At 59.5% G+C, this 20,606-nt stretch carries 23 protein-coding genes; 16 read left to right on the top strand and 7 right to left on the bottom strand.

The features are described from left to right. Positions 1–3: 3 nt before the first annotated feature. The 3 genes from HP062_RS11125 to HP062_RS11115 all read right to left on the bottom strand — a co-directional run bounded on the left by HP062_RS11125 (position 4) and on the right by HP062_RS11115 (position 1,690). The gene (locus HP062_RS11125; RefSeq protein WP_010456652.1) at positions 4–561 is read right to left on the bottom strand and encodes a Smr/MutS family protein; all 558 of its coding nucleotides are present in this window, start codon (positions 559–561) and stop codon (positions 4–6) included. Positions 562–648: 87 nt separating this feature from the next. Beyond that, on the bottom strand, positions 649–969 hold the full coding sequence (locus HP062_RS11120) for a hypothetical protein (protein WP_010456650.1): 321 nt from the start codon (positions 967–969) through the stop codon (positions 649–651). A gap of 130 nt (positions 970–1,099) precedes the next feature. Continuing rightward, complete coding sequence (locus HP062_RS11115) at positions 1,100–1,690, bottom strand: cysteine hydrolase family protein (RefSeq protein WP_010456648.1); 591 nt, start codon at positions 1,688–1,690, stop codon at positions 1,100–1,102. Between the two features lie 238 nt (positions 1,691–1,928). Here HP062_RS11115 and prmB point away from each other — a divergent pair, with 238 nt between their 5' ends. After that, positions 1,929–2,837, top strand: a complete 909-nt coding sequence (prmB, locus tag HP062_RS11110; protein ID WP_010456646.1) for a 50S ribosomal protein L3 N(5)-glutamine methyltransferase — start codon at positions 1,929–1,931, stop codon at positions 2,835–2,837. 126 nt (positions 2,838–2,963) lie between these two features. Here prmB and HP062_RS11105 read toward each other — a convergent pair whose 3' ends face one another. Together HP062_RS11105 and HP062_RS11100 are read right to left on the bottom strand one after the other, a co-directional pair. After that, positions 2,964–3,755 (bottom strand): hypothetical protein, encoded by a 792-nt coding sequence (locus tag HP062_RS11105; RefSeq protein WP_172791408.1) that lies wholly within the window; start codon positions 3,753–3,755, stop codon positions 2,964–2,966. 99 nt (positions 3,756–3,854) lie between these two features. Next, positions 3,855–4,808 carry an alpha/beta hydrolase gene (locus HP062_RS11100; protein ID WP_010456642.1) on the bottom strand — a complete coding sequence of 318 codons (954 nt, stop codon included), beginning with the start codon at positions 4,806–4,808 and terminating at the stop codon, positions 3,855–3,857. A 129-nt stretch (positions 4,809–4,937) separates the two neighbouring features. Between HP062_RS11100 and aroC the strand changes: the two genes are divergently transcribed. From aroC to mtnC, 5 genes are read left to right on the top strand one after another with little or no spacing between them, the layout of a single operon-like run. After that, positions 4,938–6,029, top strand: a complete 1,092-nt coding sequence (aroC, locus tag HP062_RS11095; protein WP_010456640.1) for a chorismate synthase — start codon at positions 4,938–4,940, stop codon at positions 6,027–6,029. Between the two features lie 33 nt (positions 6,030–6,062). After that, positions 6,063–7,208 (top strand): MFS transporter, encoded by a 1,146-nt coding sequence (locus HP062_RS11090; RefSeq protein ID WP_010456638.1) that lies wholly within the window; start codon positions 6,063–6,065, stop codon positions 7,206–7,208. After that, positions 7,205–7,831 (top strand): methylthioribulose 1-phosphate dehydratase, encoded by a 627-nt coding sequence (locus HP062_RS11085; RefSeq protein WP_102595318.1) that lies wholly within the window; start codon positions 7,205–7,207, stop codon positions 7,829–7,831. Before HP062_RS11090 ends, HP062_RS11085 begins: the two co-directional genes overlap by 4 nt. 34 nt (positions 7,832–7,865) lie before the next feature. Next, positions 7,866–8,411 (top strand): acireductone dioxygenase, encoded by a 546-nt coding sequence (locus HP062_RS11080; protein ID WP_102595319.1) that lies wholly within the window; start codon positions 7,866–7,868, stop codon positions 8,409–8,411. 4 nt (positions 8,412–8,415) lie between these two features. Further along, positions 8,416–9,099: an acireductone synthase gene (gene mtnC, locus HP062_RS11075; RefSeq protein WP_172791407.1), complete on the top strand. Its 684-nt coding sequence runs from the start codon at positions 8,416–8,418 to the stop codon at positions 9,097–9,099. Between the two features lie 205 nt (positions 9,100–9,304). On the opposite strand, the gene HP062_RS11070 is transcribed toward mtnC, so the two are convergent. Then, complete coding sequence (locus tag HP062_RS11070) at positions 9,305–9,583, bottom strand: DUF3509 domain-containing protein (protein WP_010456630.1); 279 nt, start codon at positions 9,581–9,583, stop codon at positions 9,305–9,307. A gap of 344 nt (positions 9,584–9,927) precedes the next feature. On the opposite strand from HP062_RS11070, the gene HP062_RS11065 reads away from it, so the two are divergent. The 10 genes from HP062_RS11065 to HP062_RS11020 all read left to right on the top strand — a co-directional run bounded on the left by HP062_RS11065 (position 9,928) and on the right by HP062_RS11020 (position 19,068). Then, positions 9,928–11,754: a long-chain-acyl-CoA synthetase gene (locus HP062_RS11065; protein WP_172791406.1), complete on the top strand. Its 1,827-nt coding sequence runs from the start codon at positions 9,928–9,930 to the stop codon at positions 11,752–11,754. Between the two features lie 96 nt (positions 11,755–11,850). Further along, positions 11,851–12,369 (top strand): ankyrin repeat domain-containing protein, encoded by a 519-nt coding sequence (locus HP062_RS11060; protein ID WP_010456625.1) that lies wholly within the window; start codon positions 11,851–11,853, stop codon positions 12,367–12,369. Between the two features lie 246 nt (positions 12,370–12,615). After that, positions 12,616–13,146: a hypothetical protein gene (locus HP062_RS11055; protein WP_077748174.1), complete on the top strand. Its 531-nt coding sequence runs from the start codon at positions 12,616–12,618 to the stop codon at positions 13,144–13,146. Positions 13,147–13,210: 64 nt separating this feature from the next. Then, positions 13,211–13,402, top strand: a complete 192-nt coding sequence (locus HP062_RS11050) for a PLDc N-terminal domain-containing protein (RefSeq protein WP_010456621.1) — start codon at positions 13,211–13,213, stop codon at positions 13,400–13,402. 246 nt (positions 13,403–13,648) lie between these two features. Then, complete coding sequence (gene speE, locus HP062_RS11045) at positions 13,649–14,524, top strand: polyamine aminopropyltransferase (protein ID WP_172791405.1); 876 nt, start codon at positions 13,649–13,651, stop codon at positions 14,522–14,524. Between the two features lie 176 nt (positions 14,525–14,700). Beyond that, positions 14,701–14,934 (top strand): hypothetical protein, encoded by a 234-nt coding sequence (locus tag HP062_RS11040; protein WP_077748175.1) that lies wholly within the window; start codon positions 14,701–14,703, stop codon positions 14,932–14,934. A 214-nt stretch (positions 14,935–15,148) separates the two neighbouring features. Then, positions 15,149–15,490 (top strand): ribonuclease E inhibitor RraB, encoded by a 342-nt coding sequence (locus HP062_RS11035; RefSeq protein ID WP_010456615.1) that lies wholly within the window; start codon positions 15,149–15,151, stop codon positions 15,488–15,490. Positions 15,491–15,883: 393 nt separating this feature from the next. Continuing rightward, a complete protein-coding gene (locus HP062_RS11030; RefSeq protein ID WP_010456613.1) occupies positions 15,884–17,293 on the top strand; it encodes a circularly permuted type 2 ATP-grasp protein in 1,410 nt (469 codons plus the stop codon). 12 nt (positions 17,294–17,305) lie between these two features. Then, a complete protein-coding gene (locus HP062_RS11025; RefSeq protein WP_010456611.1) occupies positions 17,306–18,256 on the top strand; it encodes an alpha-E domain-containing protein in 951 nt (316 codons plus the stop codon). Next, positions 18,253–19,068 (top strand): transglutaminase family protein, encoded by an 816-nt coding sequence (locus HP062_RS11020; RefSeq protein WP_010456609.1) that lies wholly within the window; start codon positions 18,253–18,255, stop codon positions 19,066–19,068. The genes HP062_RS11025 and HP062_RS11020 overlap by 4 nt, the downstream gene beginning before the upstream one ends. Before the next feature lie 119 nt (positions 19,069–19,187). On the opposite strand, the gene HP062_RS11015 is transcribed toward HP062_RS11020, so the two are convergent. Continuing rightward, complete coding sequence (locus tag HP062_RS11015; protein ID WP_010456607.1) at positions 19,188–20,009, bottom strand: cytochrome c; 822 nt, start codon at positions 20,007–20,009, stop codon at positions 19,188–19,190. Positions 20,010–20,606: the final 597 nt, after the last annotated feature.

Here is a 20,606-nt window from a genome sequence, read left to right as displayed (position 1 = left end):
GCTTTATTCGTCGCGACCTTCCATCATGGTCCGTTTGAGCATCACATACACCGCGCCGGCACCGCCATGTTTCGGTTGGCAAGAGGTGAAGCCGAGTACTTGGGAATGCTGACGCAACCACGTGTTGACGTGGCTTTTGATCATCGGCCGCTTGCCGTCCAGACGCACGGCTTTGCCGTGGGTGACACGCACACAGCGGATTTCGAATTTGGTTGCTTCAGCCAGGAACGCCCAGAGGGTTTCCCGGGCTTTTTCCACCGTCATGCCGTGCAGGTCGAGGCTGCCTTCGAACGGAATCTGTCCGATCTTGAGCTTGCGTATCTGGCTTTCCTGAACGCCGTCACGGGCCCACATCAACTCGTCTTCCGGGCCGACGTCGATCACGAACTGATCGGACAGACCATCAACGGTGGTGGCATCGGTGCGAACGGTCGCGGCCTGACGCAACTTGGCGATTTGCGCGCGGTCGGCCTTGGGTTTGCCGGTTTCGGCGCGATCGTGCTTGATCGGCTTGACGCCTTGGATCGCACTTTTGAACAGGGAAAAATCGTCGTCTTGCATGTCAGCCTCCGCGAAGGGCGGCCAGTTTACCCAAGTCGAGGCACTATCCATAACAATTGAGGCCCGCCTAAAAGCCGGGCCTTCGATTCAATCGTGTTTTTTCATCAGGTGCGGGGACATGTTCAGCTCTCGCGATTGGCGCGAACGACGCCGGCATCGACGCCACAGCCACACACCGATATAAAGCACAAACAGGCCAACCGCCAGAATGATCGCCGAGCCCAGCGGGCTGGCATTCAATTCGCCCAGGGCCGGAGGGCGGCCGAGCAGGCTGGCGGCGCCGGCCATTGCCAGCAACACACCGCACGTCGCCAGCAAGGCAGCAAAGGCTGCGCCGAATCGAAAACGCCAGTTGCGTTGGCCCTTGGGCCGCAAGCGGCGTGCGTCAAAACCATCGGATAACTTCATTCCGACCTTCCTCAATGGGTATCGGCCCTTCGACCGGGAGTTGTCCGGGTTGTTCCTGAGGCTAAGTCAATTGCAGCAAATGAGAGGCTTTTGCGGATGAGCGGCGGTATTGACCGCTCTTCGAGGCCGATCAGATCAGTTCATGAGTGAGCGCGAGGGTGGCGAAGTTGTCCGCCATGATCGCCATTTCGGTGTGCTGAACATGCTCGGCTGTGAGTACGCCACCTTTGTAGGGCAGATCGCGAGTCGCGCAGGCGTCTTCAACCAGGGTGCAGCGAAAGCCCAGGTTCTTTGCGGCACGCACGGTGGTGCTGACGCTGGAGTGACTCATGAAGCCGCACACGATCAGGTCCAGAGAGCCGAGTTCTTGCAGTCGATCGTACAATGGGGTGCCGTGAAACGCACTCGGCAGCAGTTTGCCGATAATGGTTTCGTCCGCCAGCGGCTCCAGGCCCGGGATAAACTCACCGCGCTCGCCCTGTGGATCGAACAGCCCGCCCACGGTGCCGAGATGGCGCACATGCACGATCGGACGACCGGCGGCACGGGCAGCGGCCACCAGTTGCTTGATGTTCGCGACGGCAGCATCCATGCCGGTCAGGGCCAGCGGGCCGCTGAGGTATTCTTTCTGGGCATCGATGATGACAAGGGTCGCATGACCCAGATTGGCTGCTGCGTAACCGCGGCCGCTGAGTTGAAACATCGTTTTTGGAACGGACATTCTGGGGCTCCTTGGAGTGGGGCTTTTGCGACATTGTCCTCTGGCTGAGCGGTTCTGTGAATCGCTACTATCGCAGGCGCCGTCGTTGCTGGCGTGCAGCCTTGTCAAGATGCAGGTTTTGTTCAATAGCCAACAGTGAAAATGGACATGTCCTACATCTGATCTGCTGTTTTCCCGCGTCGTCGTGGCGCGTTTTGGCTGTTAGAATCGCCAGTCGTTTTTTCTGGAGTTTACCCCCGTGATCACTTCCCGCCTTCGTACCCTGCGTGACCATATCCGTTGGGCCGTCAGCCGCTTCCATGGGGAGGATCTGTTTTTCGGCCATGGGACCGACAACGCCTGGGACGAAGCCCGTCAACTGGTGTTGGGTGCCTTGCACTTGCCGTGGGAAATCGCCGACAGCTACCTCGACTGCGCCCTGGAAGATGACGAACTGGTCAATCTGCAACGCTTGCTCAAACGCCGCATCGAAGACCGCATTCCGACCGCCTACCTGCTGGGCGAAGCGTGGTTTTGCGGGATGTCGTTCATTGTCGACGAACGTGTGCTGATCCCGCGCTCGCCGATTGGCGAGCTGATCGAAAAGCGTTTCGAGCCGTGGCTGGGTGCCGAGCCGGCGCGGATTCTCGACCTGTGCACCGGTTCCGGTTGCATCGGTATCGCCTGCGCCTACGAATTCCAGAACGCCGAAGTCGTGCTGGCCGATCTGTCGTTCGAAGCGCTGGAAGTGGCCAACCAGAACATCGAGCGCCATGGCGTTGATGAGCGGGTGTACACCGTTCAGGGTGATGGGTTTGACGGCTTGCCGGGTCAGCGTTTCGACCTGATCGTGTCGAACCCGCCTTACGTTGACGCGGAAGATTTCGCCGACATGCCGGACGAATATCAGCATGAACCTGAACTGGGCCTGGCCTGCGGTGATGATGGTTTGAACCTGGTGCGACGGATGCTCGCTGAAGCAGCGGATCATTTGACCGAGAAGGGCTTGCTGATAGTTGAAGTGGGCAACAGCCAGGTTCACGTTGAGGCGCTGTACCCGGAAGTCGACTTCGCCTGGCTCGATTTCGAGCGCGGTGGGCATGGTGTGTTTATGTTGAGTGCGGAGCAGTGCCGCGATCATCAGGCCCTGTTCGCTTCCCGCGTCTGACTTTAGGGCGCTTTCGCAGGCAGGCCTCGCTCCTACAGGTCTTGTGTGTGCCGCATCATTTGGGCACGACGCAAAATCGGTGAGAGCGTGGCTTGCCCGCGAAGACCGCGCCGCGGTCTCGGATCGTTACCGGTGCGTAGCAATCCAGATCAGTAACCCCGCCTGAAACACCGCAAACGCCACCAGGCACGTAATGGTAAAGCGCAGACCGGCGTCTTCACGCTTGTACTTGCTGACCTTCTCTTCGTGTTTCTTCAGCTTCACTTCCTGCTCGGCCAGATTCTGCTCGGCCTGTTGAAGCATCTGCGCGGCTTCGAGTATTTCCACCACTTGCAGCTTTTCGCTGTTCCAGTCACCCAGCAGGTCTTCGACCTTTACTTCTTTGACGCTGCCTTTCAAATGCTGGGCGTCGGCGTAGACCACTTCAAAACCATGGGCCTTGAGAAAGTGATCGCGGCGCAGGCGCGTGTCTTCGTTCAACGCATCTTTATTGTTCAGATCCGTGCCGTCGACGGTGTAGCCGGGCCAACGCTTCTTCGCCCAAGTGATGCCCTGGGCGGCCATGAACCGGCCGATGCCACGGTTCATCGGTTCAATCTGCAAACCGCTTTCAGGCTCGAAATGCACACGCTTGGCGGTGTGATCGACCCACACGTCCAGATGGTTCTGCTCTTTGCGCACGCGCTGGCTGGGCAGCTTGATGCTCATGCGCATCAGGCTGTGGTCCTTGCTGTGGCGGTCGGCGTAACCGAATTCGACAAAGCGCAATGGCCGCCCACCGGTATTGCGGTCGGTTTGCAGCGGCGCCAGGCGGAGCATCTTGTGGTGCTCGACGTGAACGTCCGCCCACGGCAGCTCGACCGCTGGCGGTGTGTCTTTTTCAGCGGTCGTGTCGGGTGAAGTCTGGGTATCAGTCATAACGGCGAGATCCTGTCCAAGCTCTGCTTGTCGTCAGTCATAGCGCTGGCGACAAAGGCTTATCGGCCGTTTTTTTCAGGACTGGAGGGTGAGTAGTGGCTAACTGGTGCGAAGTCCGTCAATAAACTCGAGGATTCGCGCGCCGAGTTCGGCGGCCAACGGCAATTGCGGGTCCTTGTAAGAGGCCATTTGCCGTTTCACGTCGTTGGGCACGATGCGCATGACGTGGTTCATGCCTTCGATCAGCGCCAGTTCGGCGTCCGGTTTGGCCGCCTTGAGCATCCTGGCGTCACCGACGCCGACCTGAATGTCGTTGCTGCCCTGGATGATCAACGCCGGCATTTTCAATTTGGCGAACGCTGCCTCCGGGTCCTGACGGAACAGCGAAATCAGATACGGCTGCACGCTCGGGCGGAAAATCACCTGTAACTGCGGCGGCACGTTGTCGTCGGTTTTGCCGGCCTTGAGGCTGTCGAGCAGCTCATTGCTGCGCAGCATCAACGGCGGTGGCAGGCGATTGCTCAATTGCTGACGCAACACCTGGTCGATCGGCCGGGCGCTGCCCGACATGGAGATGACCGCGGCGGCATCGACGCTGGGCGCCGCAAGGCTGGCGATCAAGGCGCCTTCGCTGTGGCCCAGCAGAATCAGCTGGCCAAAGCGCGGGTCGGTTTTGAGCTTGCGGCCCCAGGCCTCGGCGTCGGCGACATAAGCTTCCACCGACAGATTGCGCTCGTCCGGCGTCGCTGCGAGGCTCGCCGCCACGCCGCGCTTGTCGTAACGCACGCTGGCGATGTTGTGTTTGGCCAGCACCCAGGCCAGCCGCTTGAGGCTGTCGTTACGGCCGCCGTCGGGGTTGTTTCCGTCACGATCCGTAGGACCGGAGCCGGAAATGATCAGGACAACGGGCACGGGGGTGTCGGATTTAGGCAGCAACAGCGAGCCGAAAAGCTCCCCGGTGCCGGTATCCAAAGTGATCGGGCGTTGCAGGACAGTGGCCTGGGCAAAGCCGGTAAACAGGGTAAGGCTCAAGGCTAGAACTCGCAGCATCATCACGCCATCATTCACAAAGGTGCCGGTTGGACTCGCGGGCACCCATAAGGTTCGAGGATGAACTACTTGGGTAGCCTGCGTATACTGGCGCGCATTACGTATTCAGGTTCATTTCACGGAGCGTCCTGCATGTCCGGCAATACCTACGGCAAGCTGTTCACTGTCACCACCGCGGGCGAAAGCCATGGTCCGGCGTTGGTCGCCATTGTCGACGGCTGCCCGCCGGGGCTGGAGATTTCCGTTGAGGATCTGCAGCGCGATCTGGATCGCCGCAAACCCGGTACCAGCCGCCACACCACGCAGCGCCAGGAAGCCGACGAAGTCGAAATCCTCTCCGGCGTGTTCGAAGGTCGCACCACCGGTTGCGCCATCGGCCTGTTGATCCGCAATACCGACCAGAAGTCCAAGGACTACTCGGCGATCAAGGATCTGTTCCGCCCGGCCCACGCCGACTACACCTATCACCACAAATACGGCGAGCGCGATTACCGCGGTGGCGGACGCAGTTCCGCCCGCGAAACCGCCATGCGTGTAGCCGCTGGTGCGATTGCCAAGAAATACCTGGCCAGCCAGGGCATCGTCATTCGCGGCTACATGAGCCAGCTCGGCCCGATCGAGATCCCGTTCAAGACCTGGGATTCGGTGGAAGAGAACGCGTTCTTCAGCCCTGACCCGGACAAGGTGCCGGAGCTGGAAGCCTACATGGACCAGCTGCGCCGCGATCAGGATTCGGTCGGCGCCAAGATCACCGTCGTCGCCGAAGGCGTGATGCCAGGCCTCGGCGAGCCGATCTTCGACCGCCTCGACGCCGAACTGGCCCATGCGCTGATGAGCATCAACGCCGTGAAAGGCGTGGAAATCGGTGCCGGTTTCGCCAGCGTCGCCCAGCGCGGTACTGAACACCGCGACGAAATGACTCCGGAAGGCTTCCTCAGCAACAATGCGGGCGGCATTTTGGGCGGTATCTCCTCCGGTCAGCCGATCGTTGCGCACCTGGCCCTCAAGCCGACCTCGAGCATCACCACGCCGGGCCGCTCGATCGACGTTCATGGCAACCCGGTGGACGTCATCACCAAGGGCCGACATGACCCCTGCGTCGGCATCCGCGCCACGCCGATCGCCGAAGCGATGATGGCCATCGTGCTGATGGATCACCTGTTGCGTCATCGCGGGCAAAATGCCGACGTGCGCGTGAGCACGCCGGTGCTGGGTCAGCTTTAATGGCTGACCTCAACGCCGCTGCGGTCTGACGACGTGGCGGCGCTCCCATACTGGCGGCTCTCCAGTTTCTATCTGTTCTATTTCGCCTTGCTCGGTTCGACAGCGCCGTTTCTGGCGCTGTACTTCGATCACCTGGGCTTTTCCAGCGCGCGCATCGGCGAACTGGTGGCGATCCCGATGCTGATGCGTTGCGTGGCACCAAACATCTGGGGCTGGCTGGGTGACTACACCGGCCGGCGCCTGGCCATCGTGCGCTTTGGCGCCGTCTGCACCCTGCTGACGTTTTCGCTGATTTTCGTCAGCCAGACCTACGCCTGGCTGGCGATGGTCATGGCGTTGCATGCGTTCTTCTGGCACGCAGTGTTGCCGCAGTTCGAAGTCATCACCCTGGCGCACTTGAAAGGGCAGACGTCGCGCTACAGTCAGATCCGCCTCTGGGGGTCCATCGGTTTCATCATCACCGTGGTCGCGCTCGGCCGGATGTTCGAATGGCTGAGCCTCGACATTTACCCGGTGGCGCTGGTGCTGATCATGGCCGGCATCGTCGTCAGCAGCCTGTGGGTGCCCAACGCTCAACCGGTTCAGGGCGAACGCATTGCCGGAGACGGTTTTCTCAGGCAATTGCGCAATCCCGGCGTGTTGGCGTTTTACGCTTGCGTGGCGCTGATGCAGGTGAGCCACGGGCCTTATTACACCTTTTTGACGCTGCACCTGGAACGGCTCGGTTACAGTCGAGGCGTGATCGGCATGCTCTGGGCGGTCGGCGTGGTCGCCGAAGTCCTGATGTTTCTGGCCATGAGCAAAATCCTCGCGCGCTTCTCGGTGCGTCGGGTGCTGCTGGTGAGTTTCCTGCTGGCGGCCGTGCGCTGGTTGCTGCTGGGCTCGCTGGCCGAATTCCTTTGGGTGCTGCTGTTTGCCCAGGTGCTGCACGCTGCAACATTCGGCAGCTTTCACGCCGCTGCCATCCAGTTCGTGCAACGTAGCTTCGGTGCGCGTCAGCAAGGTCAGGGCCAGGCGCTTTACGCCGCGCTCGCCGGCACTGGCGGCGCATTGGGCGCGTTGTATTCCGGCTACAGCTGGAACGCCCTCGGGGCCACGTTCACCTTTAGTATTGCCAGTCTCGCAGCCTTCGCCGCTGCCGTTATCATTGCCACACGCATGCAAGAGGACAGGCCATGAGCCTTACCCGTGAACACCTCGCCCAGGAAATCATCGACGCCGGGCGTTTTCTGTACGGTCGCGGCTGGTCGCCGGCCACCAGCAGCAACTATTCGACCCGCCTGTCGCCGACCGAAGCGCTGCTGACCGTGTCCGGCAAGCACAAAGGCCAGCTGGGTGTGGATGATGTGCTGGTCACCGACCTGTCGGGCAACAGCCTGGAACCGGGCAAAAAACCGTCCGCCGAAACCCTGCTGCACACCCAGCTCTACAGCTGGCGCCCGGAGATCGGCGCGGTGCTGCACACCCATTCGGTGAACGCCACGGTGCTGTCGCGCCTGACGCCAGGAGACTTCATCGAGTTCGAAGATTACGAACTGCAAAAAGCTTTCAGCGGCGTCTCGACCCACGAGTCCCGGGTGCGCGTGCCGATTTTCGACAACGACCAGGACATTGCGCGCCTCGCCGCCAAGGTGCAGCCTTGGCTAGAAGCCCATCCCGATTGCGTCGGCTACCTGATTCGCGGCCACGGCCTCTACACCTGGGGCGCGCGCATGAGCGACGCCCTGCGGCAGATCGAAGCGTTTGAATTTTTGTTCGAATGCGAGTTGAAGATGCGCGCGGTTTTGAACCGTCAAGCATGAACCGCAACGCATGAACCGTTAAGGAGTTGCCCTGATGAGCAGCCTGTCCGTTTACCACGTCTCAAACCCTGATCTTCCGAACAAGGTGCTGACCCATTTCGAAGACATCGCCTCGACCCTGGCCGAGCAGGGCGTGCGTTTCGACCGCTGGCAAGCTACCGCGAAAATCCAGCCGGGCGCCAGTCAGGAAGAAGTGATCGCGGCGTACCAGGAACAGATCGACAAACTGATGACCGAGCGCGGTTACGTCACCGTCGACGTGATCAGCCTGAACAGCGATCACCCGCAAAAAGCCGAACTGCGCGCCAAGTTCCTCGACGAACACCGCCATGGCGAAGACGAAGTCCGATTTTTCGTCGCCGGCCGTGGGCTGTTCACCCTGCACATCGACGATTACGTTTACGCGGTGCTCTGCGAGAAGAACGACCTGATCTCCGTACCGGCCGGCACGCCGCACTGGTTCGACATGGGCGAGCATCCGCACTTCGTCGCGATCCGACTGTTCAACAACCCTGAAGGCTGGGTTGCCAACTTCACCGGCGAAGACATCGCCAGCCGCTTCCCGCGTCTTGAGGACTGAGCCGATGCCGATCAAAGCGATTCTCACCGACATCGAAGGCACCACCAGCGCGGTGAGTTTTGTGTTCGACGTGCTGTTTCCGTATGCCGCCAAACACCTGCCGGAATTTGTTCGCCAGCACGCCGGGCGCGCAGATGTGGCCGAGCAACTGGCCGCCGTGCGCCGTGACAGCAACGAACCGGACGCCGACGTTGAGCGGGTGATCGAAATCCTGCTGGGCTGGATTGCCGAAGACCGCAAGGCCACGCCGCTGAAAGCATTGCAAGGCATGGTCTGGGAGCAGGGCTATCAGGCCGGACAGTTGAAAGGTCACGTTTACCCGGACGCCGTTGAAGCGCTCAAGCGCTGGCATCAGGACGGTTTTAAACTGTTTGTGTATTCCTCGGGCTCGATCCAGGCACAGAAGCTGATCTTCGGTTGCTCGGAGGCGGGGGACTTGTCGCCCTTGTTCAGCGGCTATTTCGACACCACGTCGGGGCCCAAGCGTGAAGCACACTCTTACGAGCGCATCACCCAGGCGATCGGGCTGGAGGCTGCGCAGATTGTGTTTCTGTCCGATATCGTCGAGGAACTGGACGCGGCGCGCGCCGCTGGCATGGCCACTTGCGGACTGGCCCGGGAAGGCGGGGCGCTGGCAGGGCATGTCACCGTCGACAGTTTTGCCCGGATTGATCTTTCCACCTTTTAACGTCGAAACGACTTACCTGTAGGAGCGAAGCTTGCTCGCGAAGGCGGCGTGTCCGTCAACATTATTGACATCTGCTCCATCGCCTTCGCGAGCAAGCTTCGCTCCTACAAAGGCTCAGTGCAGCTTCAAAAACAAAACAGGCCGTGGAGCGAAAGCTCTCCCGGCCTGTTTTTTTACAGCGTGTTTATTTACTCAACCGCAAGGTTCACGCCGAGTGATAGGTCGGCAGGGCAAACCGCTGCTGGCTCTGCAGCATGGAGATCTGCGGCAGTTCGCTGGCCTGTTCGGCCAGGTCACGGCGAATTGCACTGATCACCCACGACAACTGATCGCCGGCATGCAATTGCTGGTACGAAATCGAACGCTTGAACACTTTGCCTTCGGTGCTGCGCAGGGTCAGCAGAATGCCACCATCCGGACGTGGTTGGGTGTTCACTTCGAAGTTGGAGAACAGGGAGGTAAATTTTTCTTGGATCAGGCTCATGTCTATCAGCTCCGTTAGCACTTGATTGGCAAGCATGGAGAGGTAGTTGCAGTGATTGTGCCAGCACCTGATATTTTTAAAATCGTTATAAATCAATGATTTATATTTTTGGTGGATTTTCGCTTTCGTGCAATCTGCATGAATGGCCATCGTGCATCCTGCATTTTGCGGGGTCGGCCTCGATTGGATGGAACCAATCACCCGCGCTGAGGTTCGCGATCTCGAACGCTCGGGGCGCGGATACAAAACATTTCAAAAACCGCGTGTACAGCTCAAGAACCGCTGACGTATTTTCGGACTCATAGACCGCCGCCCGACAATAAAAAGATCGAACGGGAGCAAGCATGAGCGACACGATTACCTGGAGCATGATGCTCCGCAAACTGCCTTCCATTGCCAAAGCCATTCCTCGGGTGGTGAAGGGCATGAAGGTTGCCAACGTCAAGGACCCGACCCAAGCGTGTGGCCTCGGCTGGACGTTCGAGCAAGCGACCTTGCGCAATCCCGATGGGCCCGCGTTGCTGCAAGGCGACGTGACGCTGAGTTATGCACAGGTCAATCAGTGGGCCAATCGCATCGCCCATCACCTGATTACCCAAGGCATCCGCAAGGGTGATGTGGTGGCGGTTTTTCTCGAGAACCGTCCAGAACTGCTGGTGACGATTCTGGCAGTGGCCAAGGTCGGCGCGATCAGTGCCTTGCTCAATACCTCGCAAACCCGCGACACCCTGGCCCACAGCCTGAACCTCGTGGCGCCTGCGGCGATCATTGTGGGCGAAGAACTGGTCCCAGCTTTCAGTGCCGTCCGCGAGCGGGTGTCGATCGAGCCGACGCGCACCTGGTTCGTTGCCGATCAAGACACCTATCGACATCCCGGCCATGCGCCCGACGGTTTCATCAATCTGATGAGCGCCAGCGCCCAGGCGTCCAGTGAAAATCCGGCCAGCAGCCAGCAGGTTTTCTTCGACGATCCTTGTTTCTATATCTACACCTCAGGCACCACCGGGTTGCCCAAGGCGGGCGTGTTCAAACACGGTCGCTGGATGCGCAGCTCGGCGAGCTTCGGTCAGATCGCCCTGAATATGCAGCCCGAGGATGTCGTGTATTGCACCTTGCCGCTGTATCACGCCACCGGGCTCTGCGTGTGTTGGGGGGCGGCGATCAGCGGCGCCGCAGGATTTGCCATCCGCCGCAAATTCAGCGCCAGCCAGTTCTGGAACGACGTGCGCAAATACCAGGCGACCACCCTTGGTTACGTCGGCGAATTATGCCGCTACCTGGTGGATCAACCACCCACGGCCGAGGACAGCAAACACCGCGTGAGCAAGATGATCGGCAATGGCCTGCGGCCCGGCGCCTGGCGCGAGTTCAAGACGCGCTTTGCGGTTGAGCACATTTGTGAGCTATACGCCGCCAGCGACGGCAATATCGGCTTCACCAACATCCTCAACTTCGACAACACCATCGGTTTTTCCCTGATGGCTTGGGAGCTGGTGGCCTACGACCACGACAGCGGCCAGCCGATTCGTGACGCCAAGGGCTTCATGCGCAAAGTTGCCAAAGGCGAGCAGGGTCTGTTGTTGGCGAGAATCGACGACAAGGCGCCGCTGGACGGTTACACCGATCCGCAGAAGACTGAAAAAGTCGTGCTCCACGACGTGTTCACCCGGGGCGACCGTTACTTCAATACGGGCGATCTGCTGCGCAATATCGGTTTTGGCCATGCGCAGTTTGTTGATCGGTTGGGGGACACCTATCGCTGGAAGGGTGAGAACGTCTCGACGACCGAGGTCGAGAACATCTTGCTGCAACACCCGAATATTTCAGAAGCCGTGGCGTATGGCGTGGAAATCCTGAACACCAACGGACGTGCCGGCATGGCCGCGATCACGCCTGCCGAATCCTTGGCAACCCTGGATTTCAGCGAGTTGTTGGCGTTTGCCCGCCAGCAGATGCCCGCGTATGCGGTGCCGCTTTTCCTGCGGGTGAAAGTGAAAATGGAAACCACCGGGACCTTCAAATACCAGAAAACCCGGCTCAAGGACGAAGCCTTCGACCCCGGCAAAACCGGCGATGACCCGATCTACGCCTGGCTGCCCGGCACCCAGACTTACGTGCAAGTCACCGACCAGATCCTGGCGGATATTCGCGGCGGCAAGTACCGCTATTGAATGTGGCTATGGCGGCTCTTGAGAAAAAAGAAGTGACAGCCTTGGGGCTGCTCGGGAAACTGTCGGCTTTCCGAATGACAGACAGTGGAGTCCCCGATGTCAGACCAAAGCCGCCAGATGACCCCCGAAGAAGCCGCTGAATTTGCCGAACAGGTATTCAACAAGGCACGCGAGGGCGATGCGGCCATGATGGCTGCGTTGCTGACCAAAGGCCTGCCGCCGAACCTGCGCAACCACAAGGGCGACACCTTGCTGATGCTCGCCGCCTACCACGGCCACGTGGAGACGGTGAAAGTGCTGCTGGAACACAAGGCCGACCCGGAAATCCGCAACGACAATGGCCAGAGCCCGATTGCCGGCGCCGCGTTCAAGGGCGACCTGGCGGTGGTCAAGGCGTTGGTCGAGGGGGGCGCACAAGTGGAAGGCTCATCCTTCGACGGCCGCACCGCGCTGATGATGGCGGCGATGTTCAACCGCGTTGAAATCGTCGATTACCTGATCAGCAAAGGCGCCGATCCGAAAGCCAAGGATGCCAATGGCGTCACCGCGCTGGACGCCGCGAAAACCATGGGCGCGGTCGATACCACCGCGCAGTTGCAAAAATTGCTGGCCTGAATACGCACGCTCCCCTGTGGTATCGAGGCTTTTATGGCGAGGGAGCTTGCTCCCGCTGGGCTGCGAAGCGGCCCCAAAACCATTCACCGCAGTAGATCAGGTCGACCGCTTTCACCTGATTGACGACTGCTTTGCAGCCGAGCGGGAGCAAGCTCCCTCGCCACGCAGTTTTGGTCTGCTCGGTAACTCTCTCCGAATGCGCTATCCTTCGCGCCCTCAAAATTCACTCGCTACAGGATCCGCCCCATGAAAGCCGCACTCGTCGAACTCATCACTAAAATCAGCTCCGGGTGCATGAGCGATGACGAAATCCTGAAAGTCGCTGACGAAGCGGCTCAGGCCTACGCCGATCCCGAGGCTTTTCTGACGGCCAATCAGGATATCAACTACGACGATTCCTTCCCGATTCCACTGGGCGAGTGGGTTGTAGTGGGCAGCCTGCCGGAAACCGTGCTGTTCCAGGCCGACACCTACGTCGACCTGTTCGCCCAGATCGTCGCCTCGTTCGGCCCCGGCGTTGATTTCAACATCAAGCCCAAGCAACTGGCCAAGACCGAAGCCCTGACAGCGCTCAACCGCATTCAGGTGCAGATGGGCAGCATGAACAAGGAAAACGGCGGTTACACGCTGATGAACTTCAGCCAGTTGCTCGACGACGAACTGCAAGTGGTGCTGGTCTACGGCAACGACGTACCGCGCGTGCTCGAGTTGTGCGCGCAAGTGGGTATCACCGCCGCGCCATCGCTCGAAGCCCTGAAAATAGCGGTCCACGTTTAAAAAACGGAACCCTCGCAAGGCCCGGCTATCCTAAGAGTGCACACCACTCTTAGGGAGCGACACCATGGGTTCCACGTTCAATGGCCTGATCGGCCTGATTATTCTTGTCCTGGATATTTGGGCAATCATCAACGTGCTCAAAAGTGGCGCTGACACAGGGATGAAAATCATCTGGGTGCTGCTGATTCTGCTGCTGCCTGTCCTGGGCCTGATCATCTGGGCTATCGCCGGGCCCCGGGGCAATGTGCGGATCTGACCCCAACACCGCCCCCTGTAGGAGCGAGGCTTGCCCGCGAAAAACGATTAAACGGTTTAACAGAGAGACCGAGTTATCGTTCTTCGCGGGCAAGCCTCGCTCCTACAGGTATGTGGGCGTCAGAAGGTTCGACCTGTCATCTTCCGCAACGTAGAATGCGCGCCTTTCCCGGTTAATCGAGCCGATCGATTGGCCATCATGGGCGGGTAACCGTCCGTTGCCACCGCATTCATCGGAGCACTTCCCATGAGCAACACCACCACCAGCGAATACCTGGAAACCCTCTACGAAGGCTACGGCCAGCGTTTTCGCATGGAAAAACTGCTGCACGAAGTGCGCACCGAACACCAGCACCTGGTGATTTTCGAAAACCCGCGCATGGGCCGGGTCATGGCGCTGGACGGCGTGATCCAGACCACCGAGGCCGACGAATTCATCTACCACGAGATGCTCACCCACGTGCCGATCCTGGCGCATGGCGCCGCCAGACGTGTACTGATTATCGGTGGTGGCGACGGCGGCATGCTGCGTGAAGTGGCCAAGCACCGCAGCATCGAGCACATCACCATGGTCGAGATCGACGGCACCGTGGTCGACATGTGCAAGGAATTCCTGCCGAACCACTCCAAGGGTGCGTTCGATGATCCCCGCCTGAATCTGGTAATCGATGACGGCATGCGTTTCGTCGCCACCACCACCGAAAAATTCGACGTGATCATTTCCGATTCCACTGACCCGATCGGTCCGGGTGAAGTGCTGTTCTCCGAAAACTTCTACCAGGCCTGCCGTCGCTGCCTGAACGAGGGCGGCATCCTGGTCACGCAGAACGGCACACCGTTCATGCAGATCGAAGAAGTCAAAACCACCGCGGGTCGCCTGCGCAGTCTGTTTCCGGACTGGCACTTCTATCAGGCCGCGGTGCCGACCTACATCGGCGGCTCGATGACCTTTGCCTGGGGTGCGACCAACACCGCCTATCGCAAGTTGTCCCGCGAAACCCTGCAACAGCGTTTCGCCGGCAGCGGCATCATCACCCGCTACTACAACCCGGAAATCCACATCGGCGCCTTCGCCTTGCCGCAATACGTGCTGCAAGCGATCAACAAGCCAAGCAACGACTAAACTGAAGATGTACGCATAACCCCCTTGCAGGAGCGAAGCTTGCTCGCGAAAGCTTCGCTCCTGCAGGTTCCTGTATGTTTTTCATACCTGCATGCGGTAATCCGTTTGAACGATCACTCAGGCCAAACGTCCAGATGGATGTAAGCCCATTTGCGGGTTTGTTCGAGGAGGCACTGATGCAAAAGTGGAAAATCACTTTCGTGGATGATCACGGTGAAACAGTCGATGAAGTCTTTGAGTGCGACGAGTGCCCGGATAACGAGCAAGCCGCGAAACTCATCAAAGGCCGGCTCCTTCCTGTCGCCGCTGAACTGGATCTGAATGATCTGGAAGGGCGCACCGCTGATGCCAGCGTAAAAAATCTCAAAGCGCAGAACAGCATTCAAATCCTCGGCATCACGCCAATCTGAACAACACCTGTCTCATTCTTATCCAGGCCTTGGCAGCGCCTCCGTCTTGGGGCTACTCTGCAATCGAGATCAGCGAACGGATCGCTAAGGTCTGGACTTGTCAGCTACATGCTTGCTTCCCACCGGCGACCTGGTTGCCGCATCGCTCGCACCAATCGGTTGCGCGTGCCGGGAATACGGAAAGTCTATCCATCATGATTGAGGGGGACGTTTCATGAGCACAGCCTATCAAGAAGACATCAGCAGCAGCGTGTTGCGCCGCATGAAAGAAGGCGGTTTCGATTTTTCACGGTTCCATCCCATCGAGTTCTACGCCATTTTCCCGGACGAGGAGCGGGCACGCAGGGCGGCAGGGCAATACAAAGGTGAATCCTTGAACGCGCAAATCAGTGTGCGCGATGACGGCGCATGGGCGCTCGAACTGAGCAAAGTCATGTACGCCACCTACGATGACATCGGCGATTTCGAACAGGGTTTCGAGGCGGTGGTTGAGCCTCTGGGCGGCATCCTCGAAGGGTGGGGCGTCAAGCAGGAAATACGAGGGCGTCTCGCATAACGTTATGAACAGTGACAACGCTCAGCAACGGCTGACCTTCGGGTTGGCCGTTTTCGTTTGTGGCATCCGCCCCTTGGCAAAACCCTGAAACAAGAATCCCGAGGCAAAAAAAACCGCCTGAGCAGGCGGCTAAAGGGAAGTTCGGTCAGGTTTTGCAGCGGATGCGCGGATTATCCGCACCGCCGGCCGGGCAGTGAAATCAACTCTGACTATGCTGGTGATAGGTGACAACGTCGCCTTGCAATGAAGCGGGGGCGATCAGCGTGGGGCGTTTGCTGCACAGGATTGGTGCGGTGCAAACGGCGTGATTCTCCAACTGATTGATAACAAAGCGTTTCTGCCGATGGCACGGGCCTTGCGATGCCTAGATGTCCGGGTGACAAGGAGTACGGCATGATCCGCACCTATTTTGATGAGATGTACGATGCCGGCGGCCAGGTCCGCCCGCATTATCGGGAGTTTGCCCGTTGGCTGGCCGAGACGCCTGACGAGCTCTTGGCACAACGGCGACGCGAGGCCGATCTGTTATTTCATCGCGCCGGGATTACCTTCACGCTCTACGGTGATGAGCAGGGGACAGAGCGCCTGATTCCCTTCGATACCATCCCGCGCAGCATCCCCGCCAGTGAATGGCGGATCGTCGAGCGCGGCTGTATCCAGCGGGTCAAGGCGTTGAACATGTTCCTCGCCGACCTCTACCACGAGCAGCGCATCATCAAGGCCGGCATCATTCCGGCCGAGCAGGTGCTGGCCAACGAGCAATACCAGCTGGCGATGCAAGGGCTCGATCTGCACCGCGATATCTATTCGCACATTTCCGGTGTCGATCTGGTACGCGATGGCGACGGCACGTACTACGTGCTCGAAGACAACCTGCGTACACCCAGCGGCGTGAGCTACATGCTCGAAGACCGCAAGATGATGATGCGACTGTTTCCCGAGTTGTTCTCGGCCCAGCGCATCGCGCCAATCGACCATTATCCGAACCTGCTGCTCGACACTCTGAAAAGCTCCAGCCCGATCGATAATCCGAGCGTGGTGGTGCTGACGCCGGGTCGCTTCAACAGCGCGTTTTTCGAGCACGCCTTTTTGGCGCGAGAGATGGGCGTGGAGCTGGTGGAAGGCGCGGACCTGTTCGTGCGCGACGACAAGGTGTTCATGCGCACCACGGACGGGCCGAAGGCGGTCGACGTGATTTACCGTCGCCTCGACGATGCATTCCTCGACCCACTGGCGTTCAACCCGGACTCGATGCTCGGCGTTCCAGGGCTGCTGTCGTCCTACCGAACCGGCAACGTGGTGCTGGCGAATGCCATCGGCACCGGGGTCGCGGACGACAAATCGGTGTATCCGTTTGTCACGGACATGATCCGTTTCTACCTGGACGAAGAGCCGATCCTGAAGAACGTGCCGACGTTCCAGTGTCGCAATCCTTCTGAACTGTCCCACGTGCTGGCCAATCTTCCAGACCTGGTGGTCAAGGAAACCCAGGGCTCCGGCGGTTACGGAATGCTGGTGGGGCCGGCGGCGACCGCAGCGGAAATCGAGTCGTTCCGCGCGCGGATCAAAGCCAAGCCCCACGCGTATATCGCGCAACCGACGTTGTCCCTGTCGACCTGTCCGACCTTTGTCGAAAACGGCATTGCGCCACGCCATATCGACCTGCGTCCGTTTGTATTGTCTGGCCGCGAAACCCGGGTTGTGCCCGGCGGTTTGACCCGTGTCGCCCTGCGTGAAGGCTCTCTGGTGGTGAATTCTTCCCAGGGCGGCGGAACCAAGGACACCTGGGTGGTCGAGGATTGAAGGAAGCCTGCCATGTTAAGTAGAACTGCCTCGGATTTGTATTGGATGTCGCGTTACCTGGAGCGGGCGGAAAACCTCGCACGGATGCTCGACATCAGTTATTCGCTGTCGCTGATGCCGCAGGACGGTCGCGGTGACGGTCTGCACGAACTGGCCATGCCGCTGCTGATTACCGGCACCCTGGACGATTACCTGGAGCGCCACGGTGATTTGCACGCCGAGCGGCTGCTGCATTTCTTCGCACTGGACGCGGCCAACCCGGCGAGCATCTACAGCTGCCTGGGCGCGGCGCGGGCCAGTGCCCATGCGGTGCGTGGGCGAATCACCGCCGACATGTGGGAAAACATCAACGCCACCTGGCTGGAAATTCGCGGGATCGCCGAGCAAGGCCTGAGTCGCTACGGCATGAGCCGTTTTTGCGAGTGGATCAAGGAACGTTCCCACCTGTTCCGTGGCGCGTCCTACGGCACGATCATGCGTAACGATGCGTTCCGCTTCATTCGCCTGGGGACGTTTATCGAACGGGCCGACAACACGTTGCGCCTGCTCGACGCCCGCTACGAAATGGCCGGCGATCAGGCCGAAGCGGTCAGCGACGGCACTGCTCACGCGTATTACCAGTGGAGCGCGTTGTTGCGGGCGTTGTCGTCGTTCGAGGCCTACACCGAGATCTATCGCGATGCACCCGGTGCCCGGCATGTGGCCGAGTTGCTGTTGCTGCGCGCCGATGTGCCACGTTCCCTGCGTGCCTGCACCGAAGAAATCGACCAGATCCTTGCCCAGTTGCCGGGGGCCAATGGCCGTCCCGCGCAACGTCTGGCGGCGGAGATGGACGCGCGCCTGCGCTACACCGGCATCAACGAAATTCTCGACGAAGGCCTGCACGCCTGGCTGACCGAATTCATCCCGCTGGTGCGCCAGTTGGGTAACGCCATTCACAGTTCCTACCTGGAGGCTGCATGAGACTTTCCATTAGCCACGAAACCACCTATCACTACGAAGATCAGGTGCGGGCGAGCATCCAGTACCTGCGACTGACACCCCACGACAGCGAGCGTCAGCATGTGCTCAGCTGGCAACTCGACCTGCCGCGCCCGGTACGCGCGCAACTCGATCCGTTCGGCAACATCCTGCATGTGCTGACAATGGACGAACCCCACGAGGCGATCATCATCGGCGCCCGTGGCCAGGTGGACATCGACGAGCTGCGCGAAGCCGAACATGAAAGCCAGTCGGCACTGCCGTTCCTGCGCTTCACGCGCCTGACCGAAGCCGACGAAGCCCTGCGTGCGTTCGCGGAAAAGGAATGCAAAAAACGCCGGGATCGCACGGCGTTGATCGACTTGATGCATGGCCTGAATTCGCACATGACCTACACGCCGGGCTCCACCGAAGTGGACACCAGCGCCGCCCAGGCCTTCGCCGGGCGTTCCGGTGTCTGTCAGGACCACACGCACGCGTTTCTCGCGTGCGCCCGCAGCCTGGGCATTCCGTCACGTTATGTGTCTGGGTATTTGTACAGCGAGAATAGCGAACACCTGGCCAGTCACGCCTGGGCCGAAGCCTGGCTTGATGACGCTTGGTACAGCTTCGATGTGACCAATGAATTGGCCCGGCCGGAACGGCATTTGAAACTGGCGGTGGGCTTGGATTACCTGGATGCCTGCCCTGTACGCGGGATGCGCCGGGGCGGTGGGTGTGAGCAAATGCACGCGAAGGTGTTTGTTTCGCCGACGCCGATGCCAGCGCCGATTATCTCCGTTCAGCAGCAATAACCGAAACACCATGGCCCCTTGCAGGAGCGAGGCTTGCCCGCGAAGGCGTACTGTCATTCACATTGATGTCGACTGACACTACGCCTTCGCGGGCAAGCCTCGCTCCTCCAGGGAATGGATCAGGGCTTAGCTTTGCGCCCAGCCATATGCTTCAAATACCCCACCAGCATTTCCAGATCCCCCTCCGGCAACACCGTCGGCGCAAAACCCGGCATCTTCGCCTGAGGCCACTGGCGCAAACTCTGCGGATCTCGAATGTAGCGCTTCAGAAAATCCGCCCCGAAGTACTCGGTCGGGCTAAACGGAATATTCAGATCCGGCCCGAACTGCGCATCCCCTGCACCGTTCAATCGATGACACGCCAGGCAATTCTTCTGAAACAGCGCAAAGCCTTTGTTCACCGGATCATCCGCCTTCAAGGCCGGATCCGGCAGCAGCGCAGGAAAGCGCTCGGCCACGGGCGCCATGCGCTTGATACTCGCCACTTGAAACGGCCATTGCTCCGGGCTGATGTTGCCGGCTTGCGGATCGACCCACACCAGATAAAACGGCCCGGCACCCGGTTTCCCTTCAGATAACGCCGGCCACGGTTTCGCCGGGTCTTCAATCGCCAGCCACGCGCGCGCGCCCTTGGCGTTCAGCAACGGTGCCGCCGACAGTTCAGCGGCAAATCCGTCCAGCGCCACGGCTTGCAGATGGTCTTCAGGCTTGATGCCGGTCAACAACGCCGCCAACGGAACTGCGCGATAACTCATGTCCCGCTTGTAGGAAACGTCGTCGCTGATAGTGATGGTCTGGACCTGAGGATGCTTGAGCAATTCCTCGGTCTGCCAGGTGCGACTGCTCGCGCCCAGCTCAAGGTTCAGCTGTGCGGCATACGAGGGCGTGCTGAGCAGCAAGGCCCCAAAGAGAATGAGCGTTTTCAAATGATCGCCGTCCATGTCGTGGAAGTGCCGCAAAGGTTGGCACACCCACGCTGGCCCGGGTAGCGAGCCAGTCACATTTTTAAGAGGGCGATGTAAAAACCTGGCGCCGTATTATTTGAAGACCGCTTAACCGATCACCTTGGTCAAGTTCGGCAAAATCAACAACAGCGTAGTGGCGAAAAGAATGAGCCCGGCTTGACGTACTTTCGAATGCTTGAACATGGCTTGACCGCCTTTTTTGTTATTTCCTGATGCCTGCCTGCATATCTCCATGACGGCAGAGCGCTGAACTTCCTGTAAGACGAGTGCCTCGGCAAAACCCGACGACAACTTCGTACATGTTCACCTTAGAGCCCGCGTCACGCTTGGTTTAGATCCATTTCGTATGGTTTGCTTACTTAAAGCTTTTAAAAAGGCATGAGGCCTATTGCCAGCTTCTTGGGCGCCCGTTTGCTAGACAGCTTGGTGACGTTAATCGGTTAATCCGCACCCGAGTGACCGTCCGTCTGAGCGTGTCCGTCAACGCCAGTGAGCATTGCGGTCATTGAATCCATGGCGGCTCGGCCTAAGGTGGAAGCTCAGTATTTACTCACCGCCCAGGTTCGAGGACGT

The organism is Pseudomonas sp. B14-6, from assembly GCF_013260315.1.
Taxonomy (GTDB): Bacteria; Pseudomonadota; Gammaproteobacteria; order Pseudomonadales; family Pseudomonadaceae; genus Aquipseudomonas; species Aquipseudomonas mandelii.
This window is presented reverse-complemented; position numbering and strand designations above follow the sequence as displayed.

Bases quoted from the DNA above. Each gene is read 5' to 3' on its own strand.
- HP062_RS11030 (WP_010456613.1), top strand. From the start codon at position 15,884: ATGATCCGCACCTATTTTGATGAGATGTACGATGCCGGCGGCCAGGTC.
- HP062_RS11050 (WP_010456621.1), top strand. From the start codon at position 13,211: ATGGGTTCCACGTTCAATGGCCTGATCGGCCTGATTATTCTTGTCCTG.
- HP062_RS11020 (WP_010456609.1), top strand. From the start codon at position 18,253: ATGAGACTTTCCATTAGCCACGAAACCACCTATCACTACGAAGATCAG.
- HP062_RS11070 (WP_010456630.1), bottom strand. From the start codon at position 9,583: ATGAGCCTGATCCAAGAAAAATTTACCTCCCTGTTCTCCAACTTCGAA.
- HP062_RS11080 (WP_102595319.1), top strand. From the start codon at position 7,866: ATGAGCAGCCTGTCCGTTTACCACGTCTCAAACCCTGATCTTCCGAAC.
- HP062_RS11125 (WP_010456652.1), bottom strand. From the start codon at position 561: ATGCAAGACGACGATTTTTCCCTGTTCAAAAGTGCGATCCAAGGCGTC.
- HP062_RS11015 (WP_010456607.1), bottom strand. From the start codon at position 20,009: ATGGACGGCGATCATTTGAAAACGCTCATTCTCTTTGGGGCCTTGCTG.
- HP062_RS11105 (WP_172791408.1), bottom strand. From the start codon at position 3,755: ATGACTGATACCCAGACTTCACCCGACACGACCGCTGAAAAAGACACA.
- HP062_RS11035 (WP_010456615.1), top strand. From the start codon at position 15,149: ATGAGCACAGCCTATCAAGAAGACATCAGCAGCAGCGTGTTGCGCCGC.
- HP062_RS11060 (WP_010456625.1), top strand. From the start codon at position 11,851: ATGTCAGACCAAAGCCGCCAGATGACCCCCGAAGAAGCCGCTGAATTT.
- mtnC (WP_172791407.1), top strand. From the start codon at position 8,416: ATGCCGATCAAAGCGATTCTCACCGACATCGAAGGCACCACCAGCGCG.
- HP062_RS11025 (WP_010456611.1), top strand. From the start codon at position 17,306: ATGTTAAGTAGAACTGCCTCGGATTTGTATTGGATGTCGCGTTACCTG.
- HP062_RS11100 (WP_010456642.1), bottom strand. From the start codon at position 4,808: ATGATGCTGCGAGTTCTAGCCTTGAGCCTTACCCTGTTTACCGGCTTT.
- HP062_RS11085 (WP_102595318.1), top strand. From the start codon at position 7,205: ATGAGCCTTACCCGTGAACACCTCGCCCAGGAAATCATCGACGCCGGG.
- HP062_RS11120 (WP_010456650.1), bottom strand. From the start codon at position 969: ATGAAGTTATCCGATGGTTTTGACGCACGCCGCTTGCGGCCCAAGGGC.
- HP062_RS11055 (WP_077748174.1), top strand. From the start codon at position 12,616: ATGAAAGCCGCACTCGTCGAACTCATCACTAAAATCAGCTCCGGGTGC.
- speE (WP_172791405.1), top strand. From the start codon at position 13,649: ATGAGCAACACCACCACCAGCGAATACCTGGAAACCCTCTACGAAGGC.
- HP062_RS11065 (WP_172791406.1), top strand. From the start codon at position 9,928: ATGAGCGACACGATTACCTGGAGCATGATGCTCCGCAAACTGCCTTCC.
- aroC (WP_010456640.1), top strand. From the start codon at position 4,938: ATGTCCGGCAATACCTACGGCAAGCTGTTCACTGTCACCACCGCGGGC.
- HP062_RS11115 (WP_010456648.1), bottom strand. From the start codon at position 1,690: ATGTCCGTTCCAAAAACGATGTTTCAACTCAGCGGCCGCGGTTACGCA.
- HP062_RS11040 (WP_077748175.1), top strand. From the start codon at position 14,701: ATGCAAAAGTGGAAAATCACTTTCGTGGATGATCACGGTGAAACAGTC.